This window comes from Halomicrobium sp. HArcht1-1, from assembly GCF_058933285.1.
In genome coordinates this window covers 237,123-251,519 of the sequence record NZ_JBZYDL010000001.1, presented here as the reverse complement: position 1 = coordinate 251,519, position 14,397 = coordinate 237,123, and the positions used below count along the sequence as shown (strand labels likewise).

Sequence of the window (14,397 nt, the reverse complement as noted above, 5' to 3'; positions counted from 1 at the left end):
ACCGCGCAGATCGCTCGTAACGACGGTCGCGAGTACGCGACGGCCACAGCTATTCTACGTCGCTCCGGGAGAACCACCAGTAGCCGAGCACAATAGGGCCAACGGCCCACAGCACCAGCAAAATGACACCCGTCTCCCAGCCGAGTACTGGCGGGGCCTGGACGGCGTCACCCGGTAGTGCCGACAGTGAGAGGCCGAACGCCCGGGGTGGTGCGAGACTGGAAAACAGCATCCACAGTGTCCCGTCGAGCGTCACGTCAAAGAGGTAGTTGGCGACGAACTGGACGAGCGGCGGAACTGCGTTCCACATAACGGTGAAGACGAAATACACCGAGATGACGGCGGTCATCGCCCGTGACCGCGTAGCGGTGGCCGCCGAGATACCGATGGCGACACCGACGTAGGACAGCGCGAACAGGCAAGTCAGTGCGGCAAAGCCCCACAGCATCCCGAGGTTCGGCTCCGGATACTCGACAAGCACCGCGACAGTTGCGAGGACGAACCCGACAAGTATCGAGAGGAGGACGATCCCCATCCGCGAGAGAATCTTCCCGACGACGACCTCACTCCGGGTGACGGGATAACCAAGCAGGAAGCGGATCGTGCCGGATTCTCGCTCACCGGCGACGGCGAGGTAGCCCGCGATCAGGGCAACCAGTGGCACAAACAGGATTGCGATCGCCCGCGCTATCTCGACTCCGGTGGGGACACTGGGCTCTGACGTGAGTGTGAGCCCCGCGAACACAGCGGTCACGAACAGCACGTACATCGACGCGACGCCCTGTACGAGCCGGGCTCGGCGAACGTCGAGAAAGTCTTGTGCGGCGACTGCACGCACGCGCGAGAGGTTCATCGAGCCACACCCCCGTCAGCTGTGGCGGGCTGGACTGTCTCGTCGGTCGCATCCGCAGTTTCCTCCGTCTGCTCACCGGTGACGATATTGAACAGCTCTTCGAGTGACGTCTCCTCGATCGTGAAGTCGGTAATCCGTCCCACGCGTTCGAGGGCGTTGATGACATCGACTTTCGAGCGGTCCGTCCGGCAGGTGACTGTGACGGTGGCCCCGTCGGTCGAGACGGCTCTGACGCCGTCGATGGCGTCAATCGTTCGTGTATCGGGAAGTGGATCGGCCATCGTCGCCGTCAGCACCGTTCCGGCACTCAGTCGGTCGCGAAGGCTGCCGACGGTGTCGACGGCGGCCATCTCTCCGCGCCGCATCATCCCGACGCGGTCGGAGACGGCCTCGACTTCCGGGAGGATGTGTGAGGAGAAAAACACCGTCGTGTCGTTCCGGACTTCCTCGCGGACGATCTCGCGCACGTCTTGCATTCCGGTCGGGTCGAGCCCGCTCTGTGGCTCGTCGAGTACCAGGAGGTCAGGCTCCCCGACGAGGGCGGTCGCCAGCGCCAGTCGCTGGGCCATCCCCGTGGAGTACCCTCCAGCCCGTCGGTCGGCGGCGTCGGCGATTCCGACCCGCTCTAGCAGCGCTTGTGGGTCGTCGTCGACGCCTTTCATGCGTATAGCGGACTCGACGTGCTCGCGACCAGTCAGACGGTCGTAGACGGAGACGTTCTCCGGAAGCACGCCGGTCCGTTCTCGGATAGCGCGAGACGCCTCGACCACGTCGTGGCCGAGGACTTTCGCTCCTCCACTCGTCGGGGACATGTAGCCAAGGAGGACGTTGATCGCCGTCGACTTGCCGGCACCGTTCGGGCCGAGAAAGCCAAAGACCTCTCCTTCTTCCACAGTGAAGGAGAGGTCTTCGACGGCTCGAACCTCACCGAAGCGTTTCGTCAATGCGGAGACCTCGATTGCGGGCATACGTGAGCACCGTCCCACGGTACCTGCATAAAATAGTCAGCAGAGCTTCTGGGTCGGAAACTCTCCCCGTGATGCCCGTCGAGTCGTACCCGTTCGACGGTTTTCTCCTCCATTGTCTCCGAATCAGACTCCAGTCGGGCGACGACTCGTCCCTCTCTCGAACGATGTCGAGGTGTCGACGTTCAGCGGTGAAGCTCGTTGTCGACCGCACGATATGCGGATAGTGTTGCCGACCGTCGCGCATCTCGGCGAATACACACGGCTGGGAGTGGTTATACAATCCCCCCGAAACAAAGACGAGTAGGTATGAGCGACGACGACCGCGGATTCGAGACCGACGCACTGCACGTGGGACAGGAGACGCCAGAATCTCACGCGAACGCTCGCGCACCCCCGATCTACCAGACGACCAGCTACGTCTTCGACGACGCCGAGGACGCGGCGGCCCAGTTCGCCCTCGAAAAGCCCGGCCACATCTACTCGCGGCTGATGAACCCGACCACGGGCATGTTGCAGGAACGCATCGCTGCACTCGAAGGCGGGGTCGGTGCGGTCGCGACCTCCTCCGGGATGGCGGCGCTGAACCTCGCGACGTTCCTGCTTGCCGACGCCGGTGACAACATCGTCACGGCGTCCTCGCTGTACGGCGGCACGTACACCTACTTCACTCACACCGCACCGCGCAACGGCGTCGAGGCCCGCTTCGTCGACACGCTTGACTACGAGGCCTACGAGGAGGCCATCGACGAGGACACGGCCTACGTCCACTGCGAGACCATCGGCAACCCCGCGCTCGTGACCCCGGACTTCGAGCGACTGGCCGAGATCGCTCACGACAACGGCGTCCCGCTGTTCGTCGACAACACCTTCGCGACGCCGTACCTCTCGAACCCGATCGAGCACGGGGCCGACATCGTCTGGAACTCCACGACGAAGTGGATCCACGGCCACGGCACCACCGTCGGCGGCGTCCTCGTCGACGGCGGGAGCTTCCCGTGGAGCGAGCACGCCCAGAAGTATCCCGAGATCGCCCAGGACAACCCCGCCTACCACGGGATCAACTTCGACGAGACGTTCGGCCCGGCGGGGCTCACCTACGCCGCCATCGCTCGCGGGCTCCGGGACATGGGCAACCAGCAGTCCCCCTTCGACGCCTGGAACACCATCCAGGGCCTCGAAACCCTCCCGGTTCGGATGGAACGCCACTGCGAGAACGCGATGGCCGTCGCCGAACACCTCCAGGACCACCCGGAAGTCTCGTGGGTCACCTACCCCGGACTCGACGATCACGAGACCCACGACAACGCCAGCGAGTACCTCGATGGCGGCTACGGCGGGATGATCACCTTCGGACTGGAAGGTGGCTACGACGCCGCACGCGGCACGGTCGAGTCGACGGAGATCGCCTCGCTGCTGGCCAACGTCGGCGACGCGAAGACGCTGATCATCCACCCCGCCAGCACGACCCACCAGCAACTCACCGACGAGGAAAAGCAGGCCGCGGGCGTCACCAACGACCTCGTTCGCCTCTCGGTCGGGCTGGAGTCGACCGAGGACATCGTCGCCGACCTCGATCAGGCCATCGAGCAGGCGACTCCATAGACATTAGAAGCTTGTGGGCCGAACCTAAAAACACCCTCTATAAGAACTTAAATAATATTATATAACGATAATTTCTGATAGCCTTCTATACTTAACAGATTCCCCGATCTCCTAAATTAGACCGAATGCAAGGACCCCCTTGTCCAGCATAATAACTGAGTCTCTACCCATGGGTTTGAGTTAGCTAACGGAACACCAAATACCGGTTCTGTGTCGAATTGATCTTGGTACCTGGCCTCTAAGTATTCATGATTCCCTCCGCTGATATCCAGATCCCCGTCAGCAGAACTGCAGGGCTATATGAGACCATTCCAGAGATGTTTCTTGCATATGCATTTTGCTCGGCATTACTTATAGAACCCTCCGTTATCTCCACACCATCTCTACAAAATTCTTCTGTGAATTCAAGCTCGTAAATACTCATTCACTGATTAAATATATAAAAATCCAAACTATTACGATAATCACTATCATCATGAAGATTGCTATCGGTGGGATGCCTATTGTTGCTGCCATATTATAAAAATACTAGACGGGGTGTTTATTTATTGTGGTGCGCATCGAATCAATCTCTGCTGAGGTGGCTTTGGATTATTTAGAAACGTAATCACGCTACAATGGATGTTGAATAAGTCACGCTGCAGTATGCGCTGGCCGGCTTCCAGAACAATTTTCCGGATGGTCATCAGTCAGGAGTGTTCGTTTCGTGAAGCTGAATCAATTGTCTAATCAACCATCTAGAGCCCGCCCAGCACGCTCGCCGCGCCCGCCACCAGCGGCACGAGCACGAGCAGCTACACCGCCGCCGCCGAGACGGCCCAGTCCCGGGTTATCGTCCGCACGCGCTGGTGGGCTATTTCGGGCCGCGGCAGGACGACGACCGCGAAAAAGCCAACCATCAGAAGAAGCAGAACGACTGCGGTCAGGACGTAGGTCATCACACTATTGCCCAAAACACTCCCGGCGAGCAACAACAGCGTCACGTACAGCGCCCCGGTGAGCCACCCGGCGGCGTGGTGGACCACGGCGGCGAGCCGTTTCGGCGCGGCGTCGGGGTCTCGCTCGGTCAGGACCCCGGACGCGACGAGGGGCGGCGTCTCGCCCTCCGGCAGGCGCGCCATCACCACGTCCATGACGCGGGTGGCGACGATCCCGGCGACGACACCGAACGCGATCAACAGCGGGACACCCAGCGACACCGACGAAATGGTCGTCATATCTCTCCTCGGGGCCGCCAGCGCCTTTGAACCGATACCAAACGAGGCCTTACAGCACGCCTTCGCCTTCCAGCAGATCGGCCAGTTCGTCCATCGTCTCGACGATCGTATCACACGAGGGCGCGACGGCCGGTTTCGGGTCGAAGCCGACGGCCAGTCCCGCCACTTCCAGCATCGGGAGGTCGTTTGCTCCGTCGCCGACGGCGATGGTGTCTGCTCGATCCTCGCCGACGATGGTCGTCACGATGTCTAGGGCGTCGTCCTTGGTCCCCTCGATGAGTGGCCCCTCGACCGCGCCGGTGAGTTCGCCGTCGACGATCGGCAGGCGGTTGGCGACGATGGCGTCGACCTCGACCCCCTCGGCTTCGAGTGCAGCTTCGACGCCGCGCTCGAATCCGCCCGTGAGGATGCAGACGTAGACGCCGGCCTCCCGCAGGGCCTCGATCACGTCGGCCGCGCCCGGACGGAGTTGCACCTGCCCGAAGGCGTCGTCGGCCTGTCGCTCGCTGAGCCCCTCCAGCAGCGCACACCGCTGGTAGAGGCTTTCGGCGTACTCGATCTCGTTGTTCATCGCCCGCTCGGTGATCTCGGCCATGTCCTCGGCCGTGTCGTTCTGGTTGCCAAGCAGGACCGTCATCTCCGAATCGGAGAGTGTGCCGTCGAAGTCGAAGGCGACTAGCATTGCTCCGTTGTTCTGTGCGAGGGGTTTCAAAGGGTCTGGTTTCCGGTCGCAGGGGTTAACCAACAGGATCGGTCGGAGAACGCCAGTGTTGGTTAAGCGGGCGGATCGGGGCCCGCTCGCCCACTGTTTCACGTCGAGTGCCGTCCCCGGATTTCGGCGGGAGTCACCGCTCGCCGGCCACCTCGGCGTCGAACCGGTCGACGAACCGCTCGACGAAGGCCGCCCGATCCTCGGCGAGTGCCGTTCCGGCGTCGGTGTACATTCGCTCGGGGAGCGAGAGGATCTTCTTGTGCAGGTGGTTGTACTGGGTCCGTCCGACGGCCGTCGAATCCTCGCTGGGCGGCACGTCGGGATCGTGGATCGCCTCACCCAACTCGCCGCCGTAGGTGAAACACCGGGCGAGGCCGACGGCACCCAGTGCGTCAAGGTTGTCGGCGTCACAGAGCACCTCGGCCTCGCGGGTCGCCGGTTCGATGTCGTTCGAATACCGGTGTGCGCGGATGGCCTGGCTCACCGTCTCGACGCGTTGGGCGGGGACGTTTCGATCCCTCAGGATCTGGCGGGCTTTTCGGGCACCCCAGACCGCGTGGTCCTCGATCTCACCGGCGTCCTCCATCGCGCGACCGATATCGTGCAACAGTACCGCGAGTTCGACGGCACGCTCGTCGACGGCGTACTCGGCGACGAGGCGATTCGCGAGCGCCTCGACGCGCTGGACGTGATGCCAGTCGTGTGCGGGGCTCATCGAGTCCTCGAAGTACGACCGCGCGACGGTACGGAGGGAGTCGTCTGCCATCGTCTCCGCTACCGGACCTCACTGCAAAAGTACACCGTCTCGACCACGTGGTTGTTTCACACGGAGCAACGCACCAGTGAGAATCAGTCCGCCTCACGCGCCAGCGCGGGGATCAGCTCAGAGGTTGTTGTCGAGGACGAGCATCACGAATCCTCGCCGATATCGTCGTCGATGCCGTCTCGCATCTGTGAGCGGAGGCGCTTCATGCCGTCTCTCGTGTCGGAGGGTGAATCAGACAGCGCCCCGAACCCGGCCCACTTGTCGTCTTCCGTCAGTCGCATGATCACGTCCTCGAAGCTCTCGTCCTCTCGTTTCAGGAGTGCGAGCCGTTCTTTGGCCTCCTCGGAGAGACGAATTGTCGTCCCGCCTATGTATGCGTATATGTATACAAAAACGCTGTCGCTCTGTTCGGACACTCGGTCATTCAGCCCCCTCGATAGTCGCTCAGGGCGTCGGCGGTGGGCCGTCGTAGCCGTCTACGTCCTGGTAGAAGTTCAGCATCGCGAACTTGAGCTTCTCGGGGTCGATGTCGATCATCTCGGCCCGTTCCTCGGGCGGGAAGGTCCCCCGCACCGCGTAGTCGTGCATCTCCATCTCGGCGGCCTCCGTGTAGCGTCGATCGAGCAAGATTCGGACGCCGAAGTCGTCGGGCGAGCGAACGACGCGGCCAAGCGCCTGTCGGGTCTTGCGGATCGTCGGGATCTCGACGGCGTAGCGCCACCCGGCCTCCTCGTCGCCGCCGAAACTCGTCGCGTAGGCGTTCTGGACGGCGTCCATCCGGTCGTCGAGGTGGGGGTAGGGGACGCCGACCACGACGACGGTGCGGGCGTCGTCGCCGTCGTAGCTCACGCCCTCGCCCAGCGTTCCCCACAGCGACGTACACAGGAGCGCGTCGTCGCGGTCGACGAACGACTCTCGGAGGTCTCGTGCCTGTGTCCCCGGTTCGTCGAGGTACTGCTGCCCGTCGACGTCGACTCGCTCGTGGTACCGTTCGGCCTCGGCGTAGCTCGGGAAGAAGGCCAGCGTGTTCCCGGGCGTCATCTGGGCGGCGTCTTCCAGCACGCCCGCGACGGCGTCCTGGGTCGCGGGGTCGTCGCGCTCGCTGGCGAACAGCGCGGGGCCGTCGACGGCGTAGGTCCGTCGGCGCTCCTCGGGGAACTGCTCGCCGTAAGCCATCGTCTCCGGGTCGGTCAGCCCGAGCACGTCCTGGGTCACGTCGAAGGGTCGCAACGTCGCGCTCATCAGCACCGACGCGTGCAGATCCGAGAAGAGGTCCCCGGTCACGTTCGAGGGGATGCAGGTGTACAGCTCTGCCCGGCCGTAGATGTCGCCGCTCTCTTCCCGGCGTCGGACACTCACCACGGGGTACTGTCCGAGGTCGTCGCTCTCTTCGAGCCACGCCGAGAGGAACTGGGCCGCCTGCAGGGTCTGGCACTCCTTGCGCGTATCGAGGTCGCCCTGCTTGAACGCCTCCTCGTACTGCTGGTCGAGTTCGCGCCCAAGATCGAGCGCCTGATCCAGTTCCTCGTGGAACCCCGGACCGCTGTACTCCTGGAGGAAGGCCAGCGTGAGGTCGTCCCGACGGTCGTCGTTGGCGATCGAGAGGTCGTACCAGTGGTCCTCGACCTGCTCGCGCTCGCCGAAGCCGAAGGCGTCGTCGTAGGTCGTCCGCAGCGCCCGCAGGAACGTCGAGAGCACGTTGTGGGCGTTCTCGCTCCGGCTATCGTCGCTCTCGGCCAGTTCGTCGATCGCGCTCTCGACGGTCGTCTCGGTGAGGGTCCGACGAGCGTGGTCGCGGGCGGCGTTCTCGACGTTGTGGGCCTCGTCGAAGACGGCGACCACGTCTTCCGGGTCCCGACCGAGCCACCGAAAGAACTGCTCGCGGATCATCGGATCGAGCAGGTGGTGGTAGTTACAGACGACCAGATCGACGCCTTCGATGCCCTCCTTGAGCAGTTCGTAGCCACAGAGCCCGCGGTCGTGGGCGTACTCGTACACGTCGTCGGGCGTGCGAACGTCCTCGTACAGCCAGGCGTAGAACTCGGTCGTGTCGACGGTGAGGTTCCGGTAGTAGTGATCGCAGATCGTCGCGTCGGTCTGTAGCTCTTCGAGTTCGTCCTCGACCGCCTGGAGCTCGTCCATGACGGCGTTGCGGGCCTCCAGCGCGTTCTCCTGACTGTCGTCGCCCAGAGCGTCGCCGTCGGCAGTAGCCTGGTCGAGTAGCTCGCTCTCCTGGCGTTCCAGCTCGGCTCGCTCCTGTTCTTTGTCGACCAGGTCTCGTGTGGTGTCCCGCAGCGCCTGACACTCCTCGTAGTCGACGTCGATGTGACACATCGACCCCTTGCCCCGGAAGACGACCGCGCGGATCGACTCCTGGGCGGTGATCGCGCGGGCGTCTGCGACGAACTGACGCATCTGCTGGTGGACGTTGGTCGTGATGACGACGGTCTTGTCTGCCTGCCGGGCGTACTCCAGTGCCGGCACCAGCGAGGCCAGCGTCTTGCCGGTCCCGCAGGCCCCCTCGAAGAGCACGTCACGACCATCGGTCAGCGCGTCGTAGATGCCGCCCATCGCCTCGTGCTGGTGGTCGTAGGGCTCGTCGTAGGGGAAAAATCGCAGGTAGTCGTCGTCGGTCGTCGCCACGTCACACTCTTGGCCGCTATCGGGCAAAAGGGTTCGGCCCTAGTAACGGATCGTGCTTCGTTTGACGCAGTGTGCTCGCTGGCGAAGGCCGTGACAGATCAGCAGTTGGTGGTTGAAAGTATTTACCGCTCGCTCATCTTCGCTAGTCGCTACAATGCAGCAGTGTCTCTGGATGATCGTTTGATTGTCCACAGAGTATAGCCAAATCCCGCAACAACAACGGAAAGGAGCAGGTAGGTGAACTGTCCACTGATCATTGCACCGGTAATGAGTGAGCCGAGTACCAACAAAACAACAGTATGCTCGTAGTTACTGTTCCGAAGCGAAACCGACATTGAGAGGATCCAGGCTGCAAGTACGAAGCCCCGTACGAGGTTCCCCTCAATGATTAGAAGGTATCCAAAGACGACTGCAGCTACTCCTGCTCCAATCACGTCTAGCGGTTCTGTTTCTCGAATATCCATATTGTTTACATGAATGCTCACGTACCTCAATCTTGCGGCAATAGACAAAGTGCTGTTCAGATAAGCGACCGAGCAATCCACTTTCGAGGCCTTCTCACCGAGGCATGAAGTCGCGCCTCCAAACAGTACACTCTTATCTCATACTGCCGGCTGTTACTTCGTGAATATCTCCGCCACCCCGGGGTGGCGAAATCATTCACAGATTTACAGCCGGTAGTATCAACTCTCCGGTTCGATGTAGATCCGCTGGATCCCCTCGTCGACCGCTCTGAGATCTTCCTGTAGCGTGGTGATATGCTCGTGGATCTCGTCGGTCGATAGGCCGTCCTCGAACGCCACGTCAGCGGTCAGCAGCACGTTCCGGGGACCGAAGTAGACGGTCCGGAAGTCCCTGATCTCTTCGACGCTTGCGTGGTCGGTGATGACCGAGCGCAACGCCGCTTCCTCGTCGGGCTGGAGGCTCTCGCCCAGCAGGAGCCGCTTGTTCTCCCAGGCCAGCGCCAGCGCGAAGCCCATCAGCATGATCCCGATCAGGAGTGCGGAAATCTGGTCGAACACGGCGTTGCCGGTCGCCTGTTCGAGCGTGATCCCGACCAGTGCGATGACGATGCCAGCCAGTGCGATGGTGTCTTCGGTCAGGGCCGTCAGCGTCGTCACGTCACTGGTCTTGCGGAACGCTTCTCTGTAACTCGTCCAGTCGTTGGCCTGCATCTGGCGCTGCATCTCCGCACGGGCTTTGTACAGCGCCCACGTCTCGAAGACGAATGCCCCGATCAGGACCGTGTAGTTGACCCAGACCGGTTCGAGCCACGCCGGCGGCGTGTAGGTGAAAAAGAGCAGGTCGACTGCCTCACCGGCGTGGCCGCCACCACCGTGGCTGCCGCCCGTGAGCTGCTTCCAGCCGTGCTTTGCACTCTCCCAGCCGGCGATCCCGAAGAGCAACACCGAGACGAGGAAGCTGTAGAAGAACTGTGACTTGCCGTAGCCGAACGGGTGCTGTCGATCCCGACTGCGCTCGCTAAAGCGGATCCCGATCAGTAGAAACACCTGGTTCCCGGTATCGGAGATACTGTGGTACGTTTCCGACAGCATCGCCGCGCTCCCAGTCAGGAGGAACCCGAAGAATTTCAGAATCGCGATCGCACCGTTCGCGATCAACGCGGCAAGGACGACCGACTTGCTTCCAGCCATTGCTTGGGACTCATCTGGCCCCAACTAAGTGTTTCTGGAACGGAACTGCGGTATGCTCGCGATCATCTCGGACACGCACGGCACCGACGACCACCGACTCGGCGGCCGGACGCTTACGGCCGTCCGCGAGGCCGACACCGTAATCCACGCGGGCGATTTCACGACCGAAGCGGTGTACGACGCCATCACAGCCCAGGCGACCGAACTGGTCGCCGTCGCGGGCAACAACGAGGAGCCAGCGCTTCGGGACCGACTCCCCAGTACCGCGACCGTCGAGTGGCACGGGCTTCGCTTCGTCGTCGTCCACGGGCACGAACACTCGGCGACTGCGCTGTCGCTGCTCGCTCGGCAGGAGGCTGCCGACGTGGTAGTGGTCGGCCACTCACACCGGCCAGAACTGTCGGATACGTCTGAATGGCTGCTCGTCAATCCGGGAAGCTACGCCGATCCCCGCCGGTATCGGCCCGCACACGCCGAACTCGTGGACACTGGTGGAGCGTTGCGAGCGACGTTGTACGAGCCCGACGGAACAGTGATAACGGAGGTGTGCCAGTGACGGGGGCCAGCGTCGACGGAATCGTGTGCCAGTCTGGTCGTGGTCCGTCCGATGGGTCGACGCACACGTTAGTACACACCAGGGGTAAAAAGAGACGACGGTAAGACAAAGAGCCGTTTGACAGATCCACGCAGGTGGGTCAAGCGATCGTTTTACCGATCAACGTACCAGACTGCGAACACTGCGGCGAGGACGACACAGCCGCCCGCGAAAAACGCTGCCCCGGGTGGAACGGCGTTCACAGCCGCCTGCGCACCACTCTGTGCGACGGTGCCGCCGTCGGCTGCGACCTGTCCCGCGCTCTCTGTCACGCTCCCGGCAGAACCAGACGGCAGATAGCTGCTCCCCGGCTGTCCCGTGCCGGCACTCCCCTCCTGGACACCGCTTCCCAGCAGCGATCGACCCAGCAGCTCCTGGACGAACAGGCTGAGGACCCCCACGACGGCGACCCCGCCGAGCAGACTCGTCACGGCGCTGCGCAGTCCCGAGGTCTCCTGTTCGTCGCCCGCACAGATGACCAGCGGCTGGTCTGCGGGCGCGTACACGTCCATCTCTCGTCCCTTCTCGGAGTAGGCCGTGTCGGCGACCTCCACTGCACCGGCCGTTTCGAGCTTCTCCAGGTGGTACTGGGCGTTCTGGAGGGAGGTGTCGACGCGGTCGGCGAGTTCGCCAGGCGGGGCCGGCTCCTGGTGTAGCTCCGCGAGCAACTTCCGGGCGGTCGCCGCCGACAACGCCGAGAGCACGTCGTCGGCGTCATCACTGTCGACCGAGATCACCCGAGGGTCCGCGTCGGTGACTGCGGGGTCTTTCGAGGGGAGCAGTGACATGCATTCTGGGTACGTACTACGACCGTATGAGTCTTTACCATACATCAAAGAGCTATTTTACAGACGCGAAAACCGGTCGAGCGGCCCGATTTCCGGACGTGCCGAAACGACTTTGGTCGGCCGGCTACAACGGCCGGCCATGCCCGGTTGGGAAGTGTACGCGATACTGGCGGTCCTGCTCCTGTTGGTCTTTTTCCTCTACCTGATGGTTCGTCGAACGGTGACGGGGTTCAAAGAGGGGATCAAAGAGAGCCAGCGCAAGTAGACGAAAGTTGTTAGTTCACGCACTCGGTGGCTGTCGACATGGACCCACGTGTCCGCGAACACGCAGAGATCGTCGCAGACCACTCCGTCGAGCTGCAGGCCGGTGACGACGTCGTCATCGACGCCCACCCCGACGCGGCGGACCTCGTGACGGCGCTCCACGAGGTGATCGCCGACCGCGGCGCGAACCCACTCACCGTCCAGGACCGCCTCGGTGCCCGCTTCCGACGCGCGTACCTCCGCAACCACGACGGCGACTTCGAGACGCCGGCACACGTCCAGGCGCTGTACGACGAGATGGACGTGTACATCGCCATCCGCGGCGGCGGCAACGCCACCGAGACCAGCGACGTCGACCCCGAGACGACCGCCGCCTACCAGCAGGCCCAGCAACCGCTGCTCGACGAACGCCTCTCGAAGCGCTGGTGTCTCACCCAGTACCCCGCCCAGACCAACGCCCAGCTGGCCCAGCTCAGCACGGCGGGCTACGAGAACTTCGTCTGGGACGCAGTCAACAAAGACTGGGACGCCGTCCGCGAACACCAGTCCCAGATGGTCGAGATCCTCGACCCCGCCGACGAGGTCCGGATCGTCTCGGGCGACACCACCGACGTGACGATGAGCGTCGCCGGCAACCCGACGATCAACGACTACGGCGAGCGAAACCTCCCCGGCGGCGAGGTCTTTACCGCCCCCGTCGCCGACAGCGTCGAGGGCGAAGTCCTGTTCGACAAGCCCCTGTACCACCAGGGCCGGGAAGTGACGGACGCCTTCCTCGAATTCGAGGACGGCCGCGTCGTCGACCACAGCGCGTCGAAAAACGAGAGCGTGCTGACCGAGGTCCTCGACACCGACGAGGGCGCACGCCGACTGGGCGAACTCGGTATCGGGATGAACCGCGACATCGACCAGTTCACCTACAACATGCTGTTCGACGAGAAGATGGGCGATACCGTACACATGGCCGTCGGCCGCGCCTACGACGACACCGTCGGCGAAGACAACGAACAGAACCAGAGCGCCGTCCACGTCGACATGATCGTGGATATGTCGGAAGACTCGTACATCGAGGTGGACGGTGAGCGCGTCCAGGAGGATGGGACGTTCGTCTTCGAGGACGGCTTCGAGGCGTAACCCAGCGGTCTCCGGGATCGGATAGCGAACGCTCCGTACAGACGACTCGGGGCGAGTCGCGTAGCGTCCTCGAAACCGCGCTACGATTCATCAACGACCGCCGCCACAGAGTCGTGATCTTGCTGCCGTCGAGCGGAAACCTTGCCGTGAGAACAGTGGTTGCTGGTGATCCTGTCTCGGGTCCCTCAGAACTCGAATTTGGAGCCACCCATGCTCCCGATACCGGTCCCGAGTCCGGCCCCAAACGAGTACGCGAGTGAATGTGCGCCGCCAGCTAGCTGGGACACGACACCGCTGTCTCCGAACTCGGTTACGACGACTTCCTCGCCCAGTCTGTTTGCCAGACGGTCTTTGACTTCCGATTCGTATCCAATGTTGTCGACCATGCCGTTTTCACGCGCTTCTGGCCCGACGTAGACTTTCGCCTCCGTCGCTTCGATGGTCTCTCGTTCCAGTTCCAGGCTCTCGTCCAGTTGCTCGACGAAGATGTCATAGAACGAATCAGTGATCCCCTGGAGTTGTTCGCGTTCGTGAGGTTCGAGTTCCTTGAACTTCGTCATTATCTCCTTGTACTCTCCTGATGTGATACTCTCGTAAGAGACGCCGACCTTCTCGGCGAGATCGGCAAAGCGGACCTGTGAGAACTTGACACCGATACTTCCGACCATACTCCCTTTGTGAGCCCATATCTCGTCACAACCACTGGCAACCCAGTATCCACCGCTCGCACAGACCTCGGTAGCGTACGCGACCGTCGGTCCATCGAACTCTTCGAGCGCACGGCGGATGTCCTCGCTCGGTACGATGCCGCCGCCGCCGGTGTTTATTTTGACCAGTAGCGCCTTCACGTTCGAGTTTTCATCGGCGGCGTTCACTTGCTCGACGATGCTCTCTGCCCCGGTCGTATTACCGCCGACCGGGGAGAGGTCCGAACTCTCCGTTTGGGCGATGGTTCCGTCGATCGTTATCTGCCCAACGTTGTACTCGGGGACGACCGACGACGCCAGTTTCTTCATTCCCACTCCTCCGACGGCCACCGAGACGAGCAGGAGAACAGTGCCCATCAACTCCAGTGAAGTCGTGGGATAATACACGAACAGGAAGTAGCTTCCACCCAGAATGATGGCCAGTCCAGTCAAAAATACCATCCTTCTTTTGACTGATTGTATTACATTCATCAGTTACATCTATGCCATTACT

General features: G+C 62.3%; 16 protein-coding genes. 4 read left to right on the top strand and 12 right to left on the bottom strand.

Going from position 1 to position 14,397, the window contains the following annotated elements:
- Positions 1-49: 49 nt before the first annotated feature.
- Both AC5FRZ_RS01365 and AC5FRZ_RS01360 read right to left on the bottom strand, forming a co-directional pair.
- On the bottom strand, positions 50-853 hold the full coding sequence (locus AC5FRZ_RS01365) for an ABC transporter permease subunit (RefSeq protein WP_493563668.1): 804 nt from the start codon (positions 851-853) through the stop codon (positions 50-52).
- A complete protein-coding gene (locus tag AC5FRZ_RS01360; protein ID WP_372479924.1) occupies positions 850-1,821 on the bottom strand; it encodes an ABC transporter ATP-binding protein in 972 nt (323 codons plus the stop codon). Before AC5FRZ_RS01360 ends, AC5FRZ_RS01365 begins: the two co-directional genes overlap by 4 nt.
- Positions 1,822-2,127: 306 nt before the next feature.
- Between AC5FRZ_RS01360 and AC5FRZ_RS01355 the strand changes: the two genes are divergently transcribed.
- Positions 2,128-3,423 carry an O-acetylhomoserine aminocarboxypropyltransferase/cysteine synthase family protein gene (locus tag AC5FRZ_RS01355; RefSeq protein WP_493563667.1) on the top strand — a complete coding sequence of 432 codons (1,296 nt, stop codon included), beginning with the start codon at positions 2,128-2,130 and terminating at the stop codon, positions 3,421-3,423.
- Positions 3,424-3,661: 238 nt separating this feature from the next.
- Here AC5FRZ_RS01355 and AC5FRZ_RS01350 read toward each other — a convergent pair whose 3' ends face one another.
- The 8 genes from AC5FRZ_RS01350 to AC5FRZ_RS01315 form a co-directional block, all read right to left on the bottom strand.
- Positions 3,662-3,847, bottom strand: coding sequence for a hypothetical protein (locus AC5FRZ_RS01350; protein WP_493563666.1), 186 nt, complete (start codon positions 3,845-3,847; stop codon positions 3,662-3,664).
- Between the two features lie 370 nt (positions 3,848-4,217).
- Positions 4,218-4,640, bottom strand: coding sequence for a hypothetical protein (locus AC5FRZ_RS01345; protein WP_493563665.1), 423 nt, complete (start codon positions 4,638-4,640; stop codon positions 4,218-4,220).
- 49 nt (positions 4,641-4,689) lie between these two features.
- Complete coding sequence (gene serB, locus AC5FRZ_RS01340) at positions 4,690-5,322, bottom strand: phosphoserine phosphatase SerB (protein WP_493563664.1); 633 nt, start codon at positions 5,320-5,322, stop codon at positions 4,690-4,692.
- Positions 5,323-5,485: 163 nt separating this feature from the next.
- Positions 5,486-6,118 carry an HD domain-containing protein gene (locus AC5FRZ_RS01335; protein ID WP_170093061.1) on the bottom strand — a complete coding sequence of 211 codons (633 nt, stop codon included), beginning with the start codon at positions 6,116-6,118 and terminating at the stop codon, positions 5,486-5,488.
- A gap of 143 nt (positions 6,119-6,261) precedes the next feature.
- Entirely contained in the window at positions 6,262-6,534 is a 273-nt protein-coding gene (locus AC5FRZ_RS01330) for a DUF7557 family protein (protein WP_493563663.1), read from the bottom strand.
- A gap of 28 nt (positions 6,535-6,562) precedes the next feature.
- Positions 6,563-8,761, bottom strand: coding sequence for an ATP-dependent DNA helicase (locus tag AC5FRZ_RS01325; RefSeq protein WP_372479930.1), 2,199 nt, complete (start codon positions 8,759-8,761; stop codon positions 6,563-6,565).
- Positions 8,762-8,910: 149 nt separating this feature from the next.
- Positions 8,911-9,246 (bottom strand): hypothetical protein, encoded by a 336-nt coding sequence (locus tag AC5FRZ_RS01320; protein WP_493563662.1) that lies wholly within the window; start codon positions 9,244-9,246, stop codon positions 8,911-8,913.
- A gap of 198 nt (positions 9,247-9,444) precedes the next feature.
- On the bottom strand, positions 9,445-10,416 hold the full coding sequence (locus AC5FRZ_RS01315; protein ID WP_493563661.1) for a cation diffusion facilitator family transporter: 972 nt from the start codon (positions 10,414-10,416) through the stop codon (positions 9,445-9,447).
- A gap of 52 nt (positions 10,417-10,468) precedes the next feature.
- Between AC5FRZ_RS01315 and AC5FRZ_RS01310 the strand changes: the two genes are divergently transcribed.
- Positions 10,469-10,972, top strand: a complete 504-nt coding sequence (locus AC5FRZ_RS01310) for a metallophosphoesterase (RefSeq protein ID WP_170093056.1) — start codon at positions 10,469-10,471, stop codon at positions 10,970-10,972.
- Positions 10,973-11,124: 152 nt separating this feature from the next.
- On the opposite strand, the gene AC5FRZ_RS01305 is transcribed toward AC5FRZ_RS01310, so the two are convergent.
- Positions 11,125-11,799: an ArsR/SmtB family transcription factor gene (locus AC5FRZ_RS01305; protein WP_372479933.1), complete on the bottom strand. Its 675-nt coding sequence runs from the start codon at positions 11,797-11,799 to the stop codon at positions 11,125-11,127.
- Positions 11,800-11,938: 139 nt separating this feature from the next.
- Here AC5FRZ_RS01305 and AC5FRZ_RS01300 point away from each other — a divergent pair, with 139 nt between their 5' ends.
- Together AC5FRZ_RS01300 and AC5FRZ_RS01295 are read left to right on the top strand one after the other, a co-directional pair.
- Positions 11,939-12,064, top strand: coding sequence for a DUF7859 family protein (locus tag AC5FRZ_RS01300; protein WP_015761806.1), 126 nt, complete (start codon positions 11,939-11,941; stop codon positions 12,062-12,064).
- A 38-nt stretch (positions 12,065-12,102) separates the two neighbouring features.
- Positions 12,103-13,197 (top strand): aminopeptidase, encoded by a 1,095-nt coding sequence (locus AC5FRZ_RS01295; RefSeq protein ID WP_493563660.1) that lies wholly within the window; start codon positions 12,103-12,105, stop codon positions 13,195-13,197.
- Positions 13,198-13,382: 185 nt separating this feature from the next.
- Here the strand turns inward: AC5FRZ_RS01295 and sppA are convergent, their stop codons facing one another.
- On the bottom strand, positions 13,383-14,375 hold the full coding sequence (gene sppA / locus AC5FRZ_RS01290) for a signal peptide peptidase SppA (RefSeq protein WP_493563659.1): 993 nt from the start codon (positions 14,373-14,375) through the stop codon (positions 13,383-13,385).
- Between the last annotated feature and the right edge of the window lie 22 nt (positions 14,376-14,397).